Annotated in this window: 14 protein-coding genes and 3 pseudogenes; 9 read left to right on the top strand and 8 right to left on the bottom strand. The window is 70.1% G+C overall.

Translation table 11 applies throughout. The annotated features are described in order from the left end of the window. Positions 1–131 (top strand): annotated as a pseudogene (locus GAK38_RS18750) (IS481 family transposase); the annotation flags it as partial. Here GAK38_RS18750 and GAK38_RS18745 read toward each other — a convergent pair. After that, positions 121–1,257: pseudogene (locus tag GAK38_RS18745) on the bottom strand (MFS transporter); the annotation flags it as partial. The pseudogenes GAK38_RS18750 and GAK38_RS18745 sit on opposite strands and share 11 nt — an antisense overlap. Before the next feature lie 41 nt (positions 1,258–1,298). Here GAK38_RS18745 and GAK38_RS18740 point away from each other — a divergent pair. Both GAK38_RS18740 and GAK38_RS18735 read left to right on the top strand, forming a co-directional pair. Beyond that, positions 1,299–2,075, top strand: coding sequence for a hypothetical protein (locus GAK38_RS18740; protein WP_325346477.1), 777 nt, complete (start codon positions 1,299–1,301; stop codon positions 2,073–2,075). 229 nt (positions 2,076–2,304) lie between these two features. Then, a pseudogene (locus tag GAK38_RS18735) lies at positions 2,305–2,549 on the top strand (nitroreductase family protein); the annotation flags it as partial. Positions 2,550–2,600: 51 nt separating this feature from the next. Here GAK38_RS18735 and GAK38_RS18730 read toward each other — a convergent pair. Beyond that, positions 2,601–3,311 (bottom strand): IclR family transcriptional regulator, encoded by a 711-nt coding sequence (locus GAK38_RS18730; RefSeq protein WP_325346476.1) that lies wholly within the window; start codon positions 3,309–3,311, stop codon positions 2,601–2,603. 13 nt (positions 3,312–3,324) lie between these two features. Next, positions 3,325–4,812, bottom strand: coding sequence for an aldehyde dehydrogenase (locus GAK38_RS18725; RefSeq protein WP_325346475.1), 1,488 nt, complete (start codon positions 4,810–4,812; stop codon positions 3,325–3,327). 138 nt (positions 4,813–4,950) lie between these two features. On the opposite strand from GAK38_RS18725, the gene GAK38_RS18720 reads away from it, so the two are divergent. The 3 genes from GAK38_RS18720 to GAK38_RS18710 all read left to right on the top strand — a co-directional run bounded on the left by GAK38_RS18720 (position 4,951) and on the right by GAK38_RS18710 (position 7,590). Continuing rightward, positions 4,951–5,940 (top strand): Bug family tripartite tricarboxylate transporter substrate binding protein, encoded by a 990-nt coding sequence (locus GAK38_RS18720; protein ID WP_325346474.1) that lies wholly within the window; start codon positions 4,951–4,953, stop codon positions 5,938–5,940. 57 nt (positions 5,941–5,997) lie between these two features. Further along, entirely contained in the window at positions 5,998–6,927 is a 930-nt protein-coding gene (locus GAK38_RS18715; RefSeq protein WP_325346473.1) for an aldo/keto reductase, read from the top strand. Between the two features lie 180 nt (positions 6,928–7,107). Beyond that, the gene (locus tag GAK38_RS18710; RefSeq protein ID WP_443089245.1) at positions 7,108–7,590 is read left to right on the top strand and encodes a hypothetical protein; all 483 of its coding nucleotides are present in this window, start codon (positions 7,108–7,110) and stop codon (positions 7,588–7,590) included. A 134-nt stretch (positions 7,591–7,724) separates the two neighbouring features. Here GAK38_RS18710 and GAK38_RS18705 read toward each other — a convergent pair whose 3' ends face one another. Further along, complete coding sequence (locus GAK38_RS18705) at positions 7,725–8,984, bottom strand: FIST signal transduction protein (protein WP_325346472.1); 1,260 nt, start codon at positions 8,982–8,984, stop codon at positions 7,725–7,727. A 4-nt stretch (positions 8,985–8,988) separates the two neighbouring features. Then, entirely contained in the window at positions 8,989–9,651 is a 663-nt protein-coding gene (locus GAK38_RS18700) for a PhaM family polyhydroxyalkanoate granule multifunctional regulatory protein (RefSeq protein ID WP_325346471.1), read from the bottom strand. 188 nt (positions 9,652–9,839) lie between these two features. Between GAK38_RS18700 and GAK38_RS18695 the strand changes: the two genes are divergently transcribed. After that, on the top strand, positions 9,840–10,256 hold the full coding sequence (locus GAK38_RS18695; RefSeq protein WP_325346470.1) for a VOC family protein: 417 nt from the start codon (positions 9,840–9,842) through the stop codon (positions 10,254–10,256). A gap of 44 nt (positions 10,257–10,300) precedes the next feature. Here the strand turns inward: GAK38_RS18695 and GAK38_RS18690 are convergent, their stop codons facing one another. From GAK38_RS18690 to GAK38_RS18680, 3 genes are all read right to left on the bottom strand, one after another. Beyond that, positions 10,301–10,471, bottom strand: coding sequence for a hypothetical protein (locus tag GAK38_RS18690; protein WP_325346469.1), 171 nt, complete (start codon positions 10,469–10,471; stop codon positions 10,301–10,303). A 115-nt stretch (positions 10,472–10,586) separates the two neighbouring features. After that, complete coding sequence (locus GAK38_RS18685) at positions 10,587–11,522, bottom strand: alpha/beta hydrolase (protein ID WP_325346468.1); 936 nt, start codon at positions 11,520–11,522, stop codon at positions 10,587–10,589. Between the two features lies 1 nt (position 11,523). After that, positions 11,524–12,516 carry a fumarylacetoacetate hydrolase family protein gene (locus tag GAK38_RS18680; RefSeq protein WP_325346467.1) on the bottom strand — a complete coding sequence of 331 codons (993 nt, stop codon included), beginning with the start codon at positions 12,514–12,516 and terminating at the stop codon, positions 11,524–11,526. Positions 12,517–12,571: 55 nt separating this feature from the next. Between GAK38_RS18680 and GAK38_RS18675 the strand changes: the two genes are divergently transcribed. Together GAK38_RS18675 and GAK38_RS18670 are read left to right on the top strand one after the other, a co-directional pair. Continuing rightward, positions 12,572–13,639 carry a DUF3108 domain-containing protein gene (locus GAK38_RS18675; protein WP_325346466.1) on the top strand — a complete coding sequence of 356 codons (1,068 nt, stop codon included), beginning with the start codon at positions 12,572–12,574 and terminating at the stop codon, positions 13,637–13,639. Between the two features lie 236 nt (positions 13,640–13,875). After that, positions 13,876–14,169 (top strand): BTH_I0359 family protein, encoded by a 294-nt coding sequence (locus GAK38_RS18670; protein WP_325346465.1) that lies wholly within the window; start codon positions 13,876–13,878, stop codon positions 14,167–14,169. Positions 14,170–14,174 lie beyond the last annotated feature (5 nt).

Genomic DNA, 14,174 nt, shown 5'->3' with positions numbered 1-14,174 from the left:
TGTACAACCAGCAACTGCCGCAGTCAGCGCTGGGCAGCAAGACGCCCATGCAGGCCATGAAGAACTGGTATCAGACTCACCCGCATCTGTTCCATAAGCGGCTATATGATCGTCCGGGATGCGACACGTAGGCTGCGCGCGCAGCTGGATCAGCGCATACATCGGCACGCTGTAGAGCCCGGCGAACAGCGACAGCAGCGCCAGGTCGGCCAGCACGCGCCAGTGCGCGGCGCTCGCGAGAAAGCCGCTCAGGGTATAGGCCGCGGCCGGCGCCGGCAGCGCGCGCGTGGCGAAGTGGAAGTCCACCGCGAACACGCTCATGCCGATCGCGCCCAGCGGCACCAGCCCGATCTCGACCTGCCGGCGCGACAGCACTTCGCACAGCAGCGAGCCCGCGCCGATGCCGATCGAGAACACCACGAGCAGCAGCGAGGCGACATGCTCGTCGCCATGCAGCACGTCCTTCGCGAGGCTCGGGAACTGGCTCAGGAACACCGCGCCAAAGAACCACATCCAGCTGATGCCGAGCAGCGAACGGAACACCACCGGATCGCCGTGCGCGAGCCGCAGGTTGCGCCAGGTCTCGCTGGCCGGGTTCCAGTTCACGCGCAGGTGCGGGTCGGTGGCCGGCGCGGGAGGCATCGCCTGCGCCACCGCGCGGCCCGCGAGCGCCAGCACCACGCAGGCGACGGCGACCGTCGTGTGGCCGATGCCCGGCAGCGCCACCAGCAGGCCGCCGGCCACGTTGCCGAGCAGGATCGCGACGAAGGTGCCCATCTCGACCATGCCGTTGCCGCCGGTCAGCTCGCGCTCGTGCAGCACCTGCGGCAGGTAGGCGAACTTGACCGGCCCGAACAGTGTGGAATGCACGCCCATGAGGAACACGCAGCCCAGCAGCACCGCGACCTGGCCGGCGGCGAAGCCCCAGGCGGCCAGCAGCATGATCGCGATCTCCAGGTTCTTCACGAAGCGGATCAGCCGCGTCTTGTCGAGCTTGTCGGCCAGCTGCCCGGCCGTGGCCGAGAACAGCAGGAACGGCAGCACGAACAGCGCGCCGATCACCAGCCCGGCCATCGCCGGCGGCAGCCAGGCCACCTGGAGCTGGTAGGTGACCAGCACGGTGAACGCGAACTTGAACAGGTTGTCGTTGGCCGCGTTGGCGAACTGCGTCCAGAAGAACGGTCCGAAGCGCCGCTGGCCCAGCAGGGCGAACTGGTTGGGGTGGGCGTCTGCCGGCAGGTGGTCGAGGCGGCGCATCGCATGTCTCCTGGAGAAGGTGGGCGCGCGGCGATTGTGCCGTGGCGCACCGGGCAGCGCCGGGACTGTGCCGAAGCGCGACCACATCGGCTGCAACACGGGTGCATCGGCGGCCGCACGCCAGATCGGCAGACGGTGCAGACCGCAGCAGCGCGCAAGGCCGCATCGCTGCGCGCCGCGGCCCGGACGCAGGCGCGCGGGGCACTGCGCCGAGCAGGAAAGCGGCGATACCCGCTCTCCCTACCAAGCTACCCGAGGCAGGCACCCCGGCATGGAAGCTGGAATCCGCGTTCACGGAAAGCCTGGGCGTCGACCTGGCTGCGCTCGCCGAGCCGATCAGGACGCTGGCCTGGCACACGCAGGCCTGCTCGCGGGAGGCCAGCCGCGTGCGGGCGCTGGAACAACGCCTAAAGACGCTGGAACTGCTGCTGCAAGAACGCGCCCGCGTTGCTGTTCGTCGACGAATGCGAGAGCGCGTTCGCGCGGCGCGGCAACGCCGACACGGCAGCTTCCGTGCGGAACTAGTGCAGACCGTCCTGTTCGAATGGGACGGCTTCACCCAGCGTTCAGTCCGGGTGCTGGTCATCGCCGCGCGCCACACCGGCGCCCGGCGCCGGTCCATCGGCTCCAGCGCGTGGCGCAGGACTTCGCCCAGCAGCATCAGAGCGACCAGAAGCTCGCCGGCGGAGGACCGCGAGGGCTGTACCGTACTGCTTGGCCATGCACCGCACGGCGCCCGGCAAGCCCTGAGTGCCACCGGGCGACACAGAAAACTGCACCGGCCGAAGGGTTTTCAACTGAGAAGCATTTGTATTTGAGTACACTGCGGCGCATGGAAGGGACGGCGGCGATGCCCCTTTTTCTTGCCTTCCACCGCTTTCATCGTGGGGCGACCCGAGACCTCAGCCGTCTCCAAGGTCGTTTTTGCTAGCCATCGGTTCGCCGACCAGCCATGCATTTTTTCCCCATCGGTGTTCTGTGCGCTGTCCGGCGTGGGTTCTGTGCGGTGTACGAACCGACGGCCCAGAACGGAGCCAGCCCGGCCACAAGGCGCCGGAGGGCGAGCAACTGCTGGCCGTGGGCGCGGCGGCGATGAACCTGCTCAACGCCCTGCACATCCTGGGCTACGGTGGCTCTTTTGGGCGACGGGTGCGAGCAGCCACGACGCGCTCGGCTTTGCGCCGGCCGTCCGGCTCGCGGGCCTCCTCTACGTCGGCACGCCGAAGGAATCGCAGCGCCCCGCCGCGCGGCCGGAGCGCCGCGGCTTCGTGCGCGCCGGGTTGCCGCCGTAACGTCGGCCGGCAATGGACGCGCGCTGATGCCCAGGCGGCCACGTCCCCCGGCTAAGACTGCGGAAACACGGAGGAATCGCCACCGAACGTCATGGTCAGCCGACGCGCTGCATCCAGCAGCAGCGGGACGAGAACCGACTTGCCCAAAGCCTGCAGCCGGTGACCCGGTCCGGAAATGCTGAGCGCGCCGATCAGCTTGCTCCCGAGGCCGAAGGTAGGGACCGAGAAGGCGGCAAGCTCTGGGTCGACTTCATTGCCGAAGGAGGAGGCCCAGTATTCTTTTCTTGCGCGCGCAAAGGCCGCGCCTTTTTCTCCACGGAACGCCAGGATGATGGTCCCTGCCGCCCCGTTTCCCAGAGGACGCCAGTCGCCCTCCTTCACGGCGTCCCGGATCATTCGCCGGGCATCGACCCGGTGAAGGCAGATGCGCCCTTCCCCGGCGGGCACATAGAACGAAGCGCTCTCATTCAAGCTCGCAACCAGTTCGCGCAACACAGGCGGGACGTGTTCAACCGTTCTGAACTGCCGCTGGAAAATCGCGCCCAGTTGCAGCGGCTTGGCGCCCACCTGGTACGAGCCATCCGGGATTCTGACCAGGTAGCCGGCCTTGATCAGCGACTCGCACAGGCGGATGATGGTGCTCTTGTGCAGCATCGTCCGCTCGGCAAGCTGGACCAGGCTGAGGCTGTAGTCGTCGGCCCGGAATACGGCGAGGATCTGCAAGGCGCGGTCCACTGCCGCCACTCCGGACTCATCTGACATGGTGTTTGTGCGATCAACGCTTTACGAAAGGATTGGGCAAGTCTAAATCGCTGGACATCCAGACGCTCTTGGTTTTCAGATACTCCATGACCGCCTCGGTACCGGACTCCCGCCCAATGCCGGACCGCTTGTAGCCGCCGAACGGGGTCGTGAAACTGGTGGAGCGATAGTTGTTGATCCAGACAGTGCCCGCCCGGAGTTTTTCGGACATCAGAAGGCTTCGATGCAGGGACCGGGTCCACACCCCCGCCGCGAGGCCATAGAGCACGTCGTTGGCAATGCGGATCGCATCCGCTTCGTCGTCGAAGGGAATCACCGACAGCACCGGGCCGAAGACTTCCTCCTGCGCGATCCGCATCCCATTGTGGACATTCGTGAAAATGGTGGGCTCCACGAACCACCCGGCTCCCAGGTCCGGCCGGGTCCGGCCGCCCAGGACGCAGGTCGCCCCTTCCTGCCTTGCGATTTCAAGATAACTGGAGATCTTCTCGAACTGGGGGCGGGTCGCGATGGGCCCGATCTGGGTGGTCGGATCTTCCGGGTCGCCAAGCTTGGCATCCTTGACGAGTTCGATCAGCCGGCCCACGAATTCATCGTGGATGGATCGTTGCACGAGCAGGCGTGAACCGGCGATGCAGGTCTGCCCGGCGGCTGCGAAGATGCCCGCCACGACGCCCTTGACAGCCTGATCCAGGTTGGCGTCGTCGAACACGATATTGGGCGACTTCCCGCCGAGTTCCAGCGTCACCGTCTTGAGGCCCTTGGCGGCCGCCTGGTAAATGGCGCAGCCGGCCGCTTCTCCGCCGGTGAATCCGACATGCGCGACGTCGGGATGCTCGACCAGCGAATTCCCGACTTCACTGCCGAAGCCAGTCACCACGTTGACGACTCCATCGGGGAATCCCGCTTCCTTGAACAGCTGGGCGAACACGACAGCCGAGGGCGAGGTGAATTCCGAAGGCTTGATGACGGTGGTGCAGCCCGCTGCAAGTGCGGGCGCAAGCTTCCAGCTGGTCAGCGTCAGCGGCGAATTCCACGGCGTGATGATGGCGGCCACGCCCTTGGCCTCGTAGCGGGTGAAGCAGGTGACGCCCTTCTTGTCGGTGGGGATCACGTGGCTTTGCACCTTGTCGGCAAGGCCTGCGTAGTACTGGAAGTACTCGGCGACATAGCGCACCTGCGAGGTCACCTCGCCCGCGAGCTTTCCGTTGTCCCGCATCTCGACAGCCGCGAGCTTTTCTGCATCACGGCGCAGCAGTTCCGCCACGCGGTACAGGAGCCTGCCGCGTTCGGTGGCGCTCAGCCGTGACCAGGGGCCGTCCTGGAACGCAGCATGGGCGGCGGCAACGGCGGCATCCACGTCCGCGGCCGAACCGCGCGCGACGAGCCCCCAGGTCTTGCCCGTATAGGGACTCTGCGTCTCGAAATATTGCCCGGACGCCGGCGGCGTCTCTGCACCATTGATGTAGTGCTGGAAGGCGGGTGTTTGCGATGCCGTCATAGGTGGCGTGCTCCGGTTGGAAAGAGAGAAGGGAGGAAGGCGGGGAGTGAAAGTCCCCGCACAAGACTTTCGTTGCAAAAAATAGAACGTCGTTCTATTATTAATCAATTCCACCAATAGAGCACCAAGGAATCAGCCATGATCGACAACCCGGGGCGCAGACGCATCTGCATGCAGGCACTGCCGCTTCTTCTTTCCACAGCGCCCGGGCTTCGCGCGCAGCCAGCCGCATTTCCCAGCCAGCCTTTGAGGCTCGTCGTCGGTTTTCCGGCCGGCGGCCCCACGGATGTGTCGGCCCGGCTGATAGCCGACAGCCTGTCGCGGTCCTTGGGCCAGCCGGTGGTGGTGGACAACCGTCCTGGGGCGAATGCCACGATCGCGGCAGAAGCGGTGGCCCGGGCCAGACCCGATGGCTACACGATCCTGATGGCAGCGACCAACCACACCATCAACGCAGTGCTGTACAAGAGTCTGAAGTTCGACAGCCAGAAGAGCTTCGCGCCCATCACCGAAGTGGCGGTGGCGCCCACCGTCCTGGTGGTCAATCCTTCGTTCCCGGCCAGGACGCTTGCAGAATTCATAGCCCTGGTAAAGGCCAGCCCCGGCAAGTACAGCTATGCCAGCGCAGGCAGCGGCGGAACGCCGCACCTGTCCGCCGAGATGTTCAAGCAGCTGACGGGAACCTCCATCGTCCACATCCCCTATCGCGGCGCCGCGCCCGCAGCCGCGGACCTGATGGGCGGCCAGGTGAATCTCTACTTCGCGACCCTGGGATCCGTTCTTCCCCAGATCAATGCGGGCCAATTGCGCGCGATCGCCGTCGCCACGCCTGCACGTTCGAAGTTGCTTCCGCAGGTTCCGACATTCGCCGAATCCGGTCTGAAGGACTTCCGCCTCGACTCCTGGTACGGACTGCTGGCACCCGCAGGCACGCCGAAGGACATCATCGATCGGCTCTACACCGAAACGGTCAAGGCGGTGAACTCCGCCGCCTACCGGCAGCGTCTCGAAGGCGCCGGCCTGGAGCCCGTCACCGACAGCAACCCGCAGAAATTCGCGGCCCAGATCCGCGACGAGATCGCCACCTTCGGCAAGGTGGTCCGCGCCAGCAACCTCACCATCGACTGAGCAATGCAAGCCAAGACTCCAATGACTCTGCAGGCGCCTCCCTACGTTCTTGGCACCATGGCCTTCACGGGCTACTACGGCCCCGTGGAGGAGAAGATCGTCGCGGACACGGTCGCCCATTTTCTGGATGTGGGCGGCCGCTACATCGACACCGCGGATCTCTATGCCGACGGTGCCAACGAAAAACTGGTAGGCCGCTGCATCCGGGGCCGCCGCTCCGAAGTGACGCTGTGCACCAAGTTCGGCTACACCTTCGGCGAACGGGCCGATCAGCGCGGCCTCGATGCCAGGCCCGAACGCGCACAACCGGCCTGCGAGGCCAGCCTGCGGCGCCTGGGAGTCGACCACATCGACGTCTACTATCTGCACCGCGTGGACCCCAAGGTGCCGATCGAGGAAACCTACGGTGCGATGGCCCGCTTGGTGGAACAAGGCAAGGTCGGCGCGCTCGGCATCTGCGAGATCGGACCGATCACCTACCGCAGGGCTGCGGCGGTCCATCCTGTCGCCGTGGTCCAGTCCGAATACTCGATCTGGAGCCGCGACCCGGAGGCGGAAATGCTGGACTTCCTGAAGTCCTCCGGCTCCTGCTTCTTCGGCTACGCGTCCCTGGGCCGGGGCTTCCTCAGCGGACAGGTGCGCAGCCCCGAGGACTTTGCGCCCGATGACCAGCGCCGCGACATGCCTCGGTTCCAAGGCGAGAACTTCCAGCGCAACATCGAACTCGTCGACGCCCTGCAGGCGTTGGCCCGCGACATGCAGATCCCTGCCGCGCAGCTGGCCCTGGCATGGTGCCGCCGCCACGGCGCCGCAACACCCATCGTCGGGGCAACCACCCCCGGGCATATCGATGACGCACAGCAGGCCAGCGCCCTGCAGGTTCCGCAGGCGGTCTGGGACCGCATCGACGCCATTTTCCCATTGGGCGCGGCCGCGGGAGATCGCTATAACGCATCGGCCATGAAGCGGCTGGAAACCGGCCGGTGACAAAAGCCGGGGGCCGGGCCGCGTGGTTGACCGTGCCGGGCGAGCGGCTGGCGTCGTGCACCGAGTTGACGTGCATCCATGCCGCAGGCCCCCTCGGCCATCGCATGCGCCGCAAAGCCTGAAAACCGCTTGTGACAGGTCCGTGTTGAAACCGGCACACCATCAGTACGCATCCGATACATGCACTCACGGGTTTTCGCGCCCCGGCGACATTGCAGCCGCACAGGCTTGACGCGGCGCGGAAAGCATGAAGGCTCGCATTCAACCCCTGGAGGACACCATGAAGACCTCGTTCACCCGTTTTCTTGCGGCCGCCGCGGCTTCGGCCGCCGTGCTCGGCTTCGGCGCGCTGGCCGCACCGGCGGCCCAGGCCCAGGTCCATGTCGACGTGCGGCTCGGCCCGCCGCCGCCACCGCGCTACGAAGCCCCCCCCCCCCGCGCCCCGGCTTCATCTGGGCGCCGGGCTACTGGGAGCCGCGCGGCCACCGGTACGTCTGGCGCACCGGCCACTGGGAGCGTGCCCGCCCCGGCTACCGCTGGCGCGCGCCCGCGTACCGCGAGCACGACGGCCACTGGCAACATGTGCGCGGGGGCTGGGACCGCGACGGCGACGGCGTGCCCAACCGCTACGACCACCGTCCGGACGACCCGTACCGCCACTGACGGCGGACGGAAGCGGCTTCATACCCCCACCCCGACCCCTTGCCGGCGCGCCAATATCATTCGCTAGGGACGCATACCTCCAAGGAGTATCCAGGAAGCCGCCGGCTGCCCGGGTCTCGTCCGGCAAGGCCCGGCTACGCCGCCACGAACACGGTCAGCACGCCGGTGTAGCCGTACAGGCTGCCGCGCGCGATCTCGCCGGCGGCGAAGAAGCCGACCAGCGGCACGTCGCCCAGCGCATGGCGCACGATCTGCATCTCGGCGTTCGGCGTGCCGAAGTGCGGCCCGCCGCGGCCGGTGCAGCTCACGTAGAGGGCGCCGGCGATGCGCCGCGCCGGATGCGGCTCGGTGTCGGCGCTCTGGCCGGCGAGCGCAGCGGCGGTCTCGGCCGTCAGCTCGGCCGGCTCCAGCTCTTCGCGGATCTCGGCGCAGATGCGCATCAGGTCGGCCCGCGCGGCCTGGGCATGGCGGCGGCAGAAGGCCAGCTGCATGCCGGCTTCGACCGTGTCGGCCAAGGCCACGCCTTCGCGCGCCGGGTCCAGACCGATGATGTGGCGCACCAGCACGTCGCTGCCGAAGTTGCCGGTGCTGCGCACCGCCGCATCCTGGGCATCGCCCGGACGCTGCAGGCCGGCCAGCGTGGCACGCACGGCGGCCAGCGCCTCGCGCGGCTGGGACAGGTCCACGCCCAGCTCGCGCAGCAGCACCTGCAGGGCCGGCTCGCCGTCGAGCGCGGTCACCACGTTGCCCTCGGCCGCCGTCACCGCATGGGCGCCCGCCACCGGCGTGCAGCCCTGGGTGACGCGCGAGACCAGCGCCACCTGCGGCCCGAAGGCCACGCCGCTCAGACCGCCGCTGAACACGGCGCCGGCAGCGCCTTGCCCGCGCATGTTGCCGCTGCCGCTGGCGGCGAACTGCACGCTGCGCCCGCGGGTCGACGCGAGGCCGCCGAACAGGTAGCCGGTCTCGGTGCGCCCGGCCAGTTCGGCCACGAGGCCGGCCACGTCGGGCGTGCCGCCATCGGCATGCACCAGCGCGGTATGTGCGGCGAAGGCCGGCGGCAGCGGCGCTACGCCCGAGAACACGCGGTACTGCGTGGACGGCAATGCGCAGAGCATCACGGCCAGCGCCGGCTCGTCGATGTACTCGGCCTGGCCGGCGACGATGCCCACGCCCACGGTGCCGGCCCAGTCGGCCACCTCGGGCAGCTCGCCGGCCAGGTAATCGAGGATGTCCCCGGCTTGGCCGGCGTAGCGGTCGGTGATGTAGAGCAGTCCGAGGCCGCCGCGCGCGTACTGCGGCCGCGCCATCTGCGCGCGCAGCTGGGCCACGGCCAGGGCGGCGGCCATGCGCCACTGCGGATGCGTGGCATGGCCGGTGGGAAACAGGGGCATGGCGTCAGCCGGCCTTGCGGCGGGGCGCGGCCGTCTTCTGCGCGGGAGCTTTTTTTTGTGCCGCGGGTGCGGGCGCGTTGGCCCTGGCGGGCGCCGGCGCCGCGGCCGCGGCGCCCGGCACGGCAGCGCGGGCGGCGTCCTGCAGTGCGGTGGAGGCGATCTGCTGGAACTGGTGAATCAGCTGGGTCCACCACTGCGCAGGGTCGATCAGCGGCGGTGCAGCCGCTGCGGCGCCTTCGTCCTGCGGCGGCGTCTTGTTTTCTGCCGACGGCGCCGGTGCGGCGGGCGAAGACGCCTTGGGCTCGGGCGGCCGCTCGGCCGGCGGCGGCTTGATCGTGAAGGCCTGCGCCAGGTCGGCCGTGTTCACGTTGAGGCCGCGCAGCGTGGCCAGCGTGAGCTTCTGCACCTCCAGCGCCTGCACCGTCGCGGCGAGGGTGCGCGCGTTCTGCTCCAGCCAGAACTGGACGGTCTTGAGCTCCTGGATGCGCTTGTCGAGTTCTTCGGCGTCGAAGGTGGGCGTAACCCAGTTGGCCAGCCCCGGGATCTGCGGCAGGCCCTGGGCCGCGCCCTTGGCGAGGCTCTGGAGGAAGTCGAGTCCGGGGCCGAAGGGGGAGAAGTCGAAGGCGGAAGACGAGCCTGCGGCGTCGTGGGGCGAAGAAGTGGTCATGGCTGCCTCCTGGTCGCGCGCGGAAACCGGCTCCGCGGCATGGAGTGCAGCTTAGACGATTTCACCGCCCGCGGCGCCGCGCCTCGGCGCTTCGGGCAGGCCCCGCAGGGGCCGTGTTCACGCGACGCGCCATGGCACGGACATCCAGGCCGATGGCTGCGCAGCCGGCGAACCGTACACTCGCGCCCATGCACGACAGCCTCTTCCACCTCGCCATCCACGTGCGCGACCTCGACGAAGCACGCGATTTCTACGGACGACGCCTGGGCTGCGCCGAAGGCCGCAGCACCGATACCTGGGTGGATTTCGACTTCTTCGGCCACCAGCTCTCGCTGCACCTGGGCAAGCCCTTCGCCACCACGCGCACCGGCCATGTCGGCGACCATCTGGTGCCGATGCCGCACTTCGGCCTGGCGCTGGCCCTGCCCGACTGGAAAGCGCTGGCCGAGCGGCTGGAAGCCGCGGGCACCGACTTCGTGCTGGCGCCGCAGGTGCGCTTCGAAGGACAGCCAGGCGAGCAGTGGACGATGTTCTTCCTCGACCCGTCCGGCAATCCGATCGAGGTCAAGGGCTTCCGCTCGCTGGAGACGGTCTACCAAACCTGATACCCCAGCGGGTATAATCCCATAGCGGTCACTCTCCTGCCGCTTCAGCCGACGCGGCCCCGCTCTGCCGCGACGCGCCCAAAGCAGAAGCCGTCAAGGCCCGGGGGCGCCAGCTCTTCAAGGACTTCATCGGCGAAGCCCTGCCGCGCGCCGCGGCCTGCTGCGCGCGCCCCGGCAGCAAACCTGATCGCGACGACGATGTCGGCCGTCAGCAAGGATTTCTCCGGTGCGCCACGCAGCGCGCGCGACACCCACGCCTCTGGAGAAGCACTGGCCGACATGCTGTGTGCCAGTCTGGCGCCTGCCGCGGCGGCCTGACCTGCCGCGGGATCAGGCGAAGCAGCCGCCCCGCGCAGCCCACTGCGCGAACAGCCCCGGCCAGGCCGCCGGCTCGGTACCGGGCTCGCCCAGGCCCCAGCCGTGGCCGCCGTGGTCGAACACGTGCAGTTCGACTGGCACTTTCGCCGCACGCAGGGCCTCGTCCATGCGCAGGCTGTTGGCGATCGGCGCGACCGGGTCGTCTGCCGCCTGCGCGAGGAAGGTGGGCGGCGTGTGCGCATCGACCAGCCGCTCCACCGACAGCGCGGCCGCCCGGGCCGGATCGGCGCGGGCGCCGAGCAGCGCACGGTGGGCGCGGGTGTGGTCGCCCGGCGGCAGCAGGGTGAGCACCGGGTAGAGCAGCGCGGCCCAGGCGGGGCGCGCCGACAGCGTGTCGGCGGCATCCACCGGAGCGTAGCGCTGGGCGCCGGGCGCCACGGCCGTCATGCCGGCCAGGTGGGCGCCGGCCGAAAAGCCGAGCACGCCGATGCGCTGCGGGTCCACGCCGAAGTCCGCCGCGCGGGCGCGGATCAGCCGCACCGCGCGCTGGCCGTCCTGCAAGGGCACCAGCGGCTGCGCCCAGCCTTCGCCGGGCAGGCGGTAGACGAGTTCGAACGCGGTGACGCCGGGCGACAGCAGCCAGCGCGCAGCCGGCGTGCTTTCCTTGCCGGCAACGATGCGCACATAGCCGCCGCCGGCGACCACGAGGGCCGCGGCGCCGTTGGGCTTGTCGGGCCGCAGGACGCGGATGTAGGGCCGGGCGACCCGGGTGATCGCGCCGCTGGCGCTCACCGCTTGCGCGCCCGCCGGGCCGGGACCGTCGGGCGGCATGCCGGGCCACAGGTCGATGCGCTCCTGCGGCGCCGCCGCCCTGGCGCCGGTGTCCCAACCGGCACCGGCCAGCAGCAGGGATTGCAGGGCGCGGCGGCGGCCGAGCGGCGGGAGCATGTCAATCCGGGGCATGCAGCGGGACCAGTTCCTGCTCGATCGCGCCGAACACCGGCTGCCCGTCGCGGCCCTTCGCTTCGATGCGCACGGTGTCGCCGAAGCGCAGCCAGCCGGTCCTGGCCGCGCCGTCCTGGCGGGTCTCCTCCAGGCGCTTTTCGGCGATGGTGGCGTAGCCCCGGCTACGGTCGCGGTTGCCGACGGGGCCGGCGCCGACGATGCTGCCGGCCGCCAGCGGCCGGGTGCGGGCGGCATGGGCGATCAGCTCGCCGAAGTGGAAGGCCATCTCGGGCCCGGACTCGGCCAGGCCGACCTTGCGGCCGTTCCAGTGAGTCTGCACCGTGAGGTGCGGGCGGCCGCCCTGCCAGGCATCGCCCAACTCGTCGAGCGTGACGGCCACGGGCGCGAAGGCGGTGCGCGCGCGCGACTGCAGCGGCGGCACGCCGGCCTGCGCCTCGGCCGCCTGCACGCTGCGCAGCACCGTCTCGTTGGCCAGCAGCACCAGCCGCACGCCGTCGAGCGCCTGCTCGGCCGTGGCGCCCTGCGGCACGTCGCCGGTGACGACGGCGAGCGCGGCGCCGAAGTCCGCGCCCAGCGCCTCGGAGGCGACGGCGATGGCATCGTGCGGGCCGGCCAGCGCGTCGGCCGCGCCGCGCACCAGGGCCGGCGCGGCCAGCGCCGAGGGCGGCACGGCCTCGCCGCGGGCCAGCCAGGGCGACTCCAGCGTGTGCAGCCAGGCGGGTGCGCTGGCCCAGTGGCAGGCGCGCGGCAGCGGCGCCATGCACTGGGCCGGGTCGAACGGGAAAGCGTGGCGTGCTCGGCCGTGGTGGAGGCTGACCGACAGGTCCTGCAGCTGGGGCGCGAGAAAGCCCCAGTCGTCGAGCACCTGCTGGAGCCGGCTCGCGATGCCGGTCGCATAATGGGCCGAGGCCAGGTCGCGCGAGACGACGACCAGCTGGCCGTCGCGCGACCCGTCTTTGTAGGTGGCGAGTTTCATGGGCCGATTGTCTTTCAGCCGGCGCCGGCGCCGCCCTTCCTTCCCCGCAACCGCCTTGCCGCCACCATCGCCCTCCTCCCGCCGACGCCGTACCGCCGCCACGCTGGCCCTGCTGACGGCGCTGGTGCTGGCCGTGCACCTGGCGGCGCTGGAGGGCGTGCCGGGCGGCTGGTCGCCGTCGGCCGACGCGGCACCGCCGCCGCCCCCGCCGCCGTTCCTGACGCGCACGATCCGGCCGCCGCCACCACCGCCTCCCCCTGCGCCGCCGGCGCCGCGCCCGCCCCCGCCGCGCCCCGCTCCCCGGCCGGCGCCCGAACCGGCCGCCGCGCCCGAGACGCCGCCCGCGCCGGCAGCCGAACCCGCGCCTGCGGAGCAGGCTCCCGCTCCGCTCGACACCACGGCGGCGGCCGACCCCGCGCCCGCCCCGGCTCCGCCCCCCGCGGAGCCCCCGCCCGCGCCGCCGCCGGAGGCTCCCGCCCCGGCCGCGCCGGTGCGCCTGCCCGACTCGCGCCGGCTGCTGTTCGACGCCAGCGGCGAGGTCAAGGGCTTCAGCTACAGCGCGCGGGCCGAGCTGAGCTGGCAGCACGACGGCAGCCGCTACCGCGCGCGGCAGGAGATCGGCGCCTTCCTGGTCGGCTCGCGCAGCCAGACCAGCGAGGGTACGGTCACGCCCCAGGGCCTGGCGCCGGTGCGCTTCGCCGACAAGACGCGCAGCGAGCGGGCGGCGCACTTCGACTACGACCGGGGCAAGGTGGTCTTCAGCGCCAACACGCCCGAGGCGCCGCTGCTGCCGGGCACGCAGGACCGGCTCAGCGTCTTCCTGCAGCTGTCGGGCCTGCTGGCGGCCGACCCCGGGCGCTACCCGGTGGGAGCGCAGATCAGCATCCCGACGGTGAGCGCGCGCGATGCCGAGACCTGGGTCTTCGTCGTCGAGGGCCAGGAGCAGCTGGACCTGCCCGCCGGCGGCGGCATGGCCTGGAAGCTCGCCCGCGCGCCGCGCAAGCCCCACGACATGCGCGCCGAGATCTGGCTGGCGCCCGACCTGGGCTACCTGCCGGTGCGCATCCGGCTCGAACAGTCCAGCGGCGACGTGGCCGACCTGAAGCTGCGCGCGGTGGAATGACGGCCGCGCATGGCCGGCCTGCCACGCCTTGCCGGGGACATCCCCGCGCCGCGCCGCACGCTGCGCAACACCGTGTTACGCTGGGTTCGCCCTGCAGCCGGACCGGCTGCTTTCATCTTGAAACCGGCCGCCGTGCCGCCACGTAGGGGGTGCATCGGCCGGCCGGGCCATGCGGTGCAGGATGACAGGCGCCGGCGGCCGGCTGCGGTGCAATAGGACCAAGCGAGGAACCACACATGCAGATGCTTTACGACTCCGACTCCTTCGTGGTGGTCCACATGCTGCCGGACGAGAACCCGACCGACGAGGCCGCCGCCCGCAGCACCGACGCCACGCCCCAGCTCGCCCGCCACGGCTTCGAGATCGTGGACAAGCGCTCGGGCAAGGAGGTCTACCTGGACGGCTCCTGGGCCGAGATGTTCCAGCAGCGCATCCTGGAATGGCAGCGCAACACGCCCACCCAGGAAGAGGTGGAAGACACGCTCGAAGGCTACGCCGGCCTGGCCCAGCAGCCAGTCATCGTGCACTGACCCAA

This window comes from Xylophilus sp. (genome assembly GCA_009914555.1).
Classification (GTDB): Bacteria; Pseudomonadota; Gammaproteobacteria; order Burkholderiales; family Burkholderiaceae_C; genus WNDY01.
Note: the sequence above shows the minus strand (reverse complement) of the source record. Positions and strands in the feature narration are given on the sequence as shown.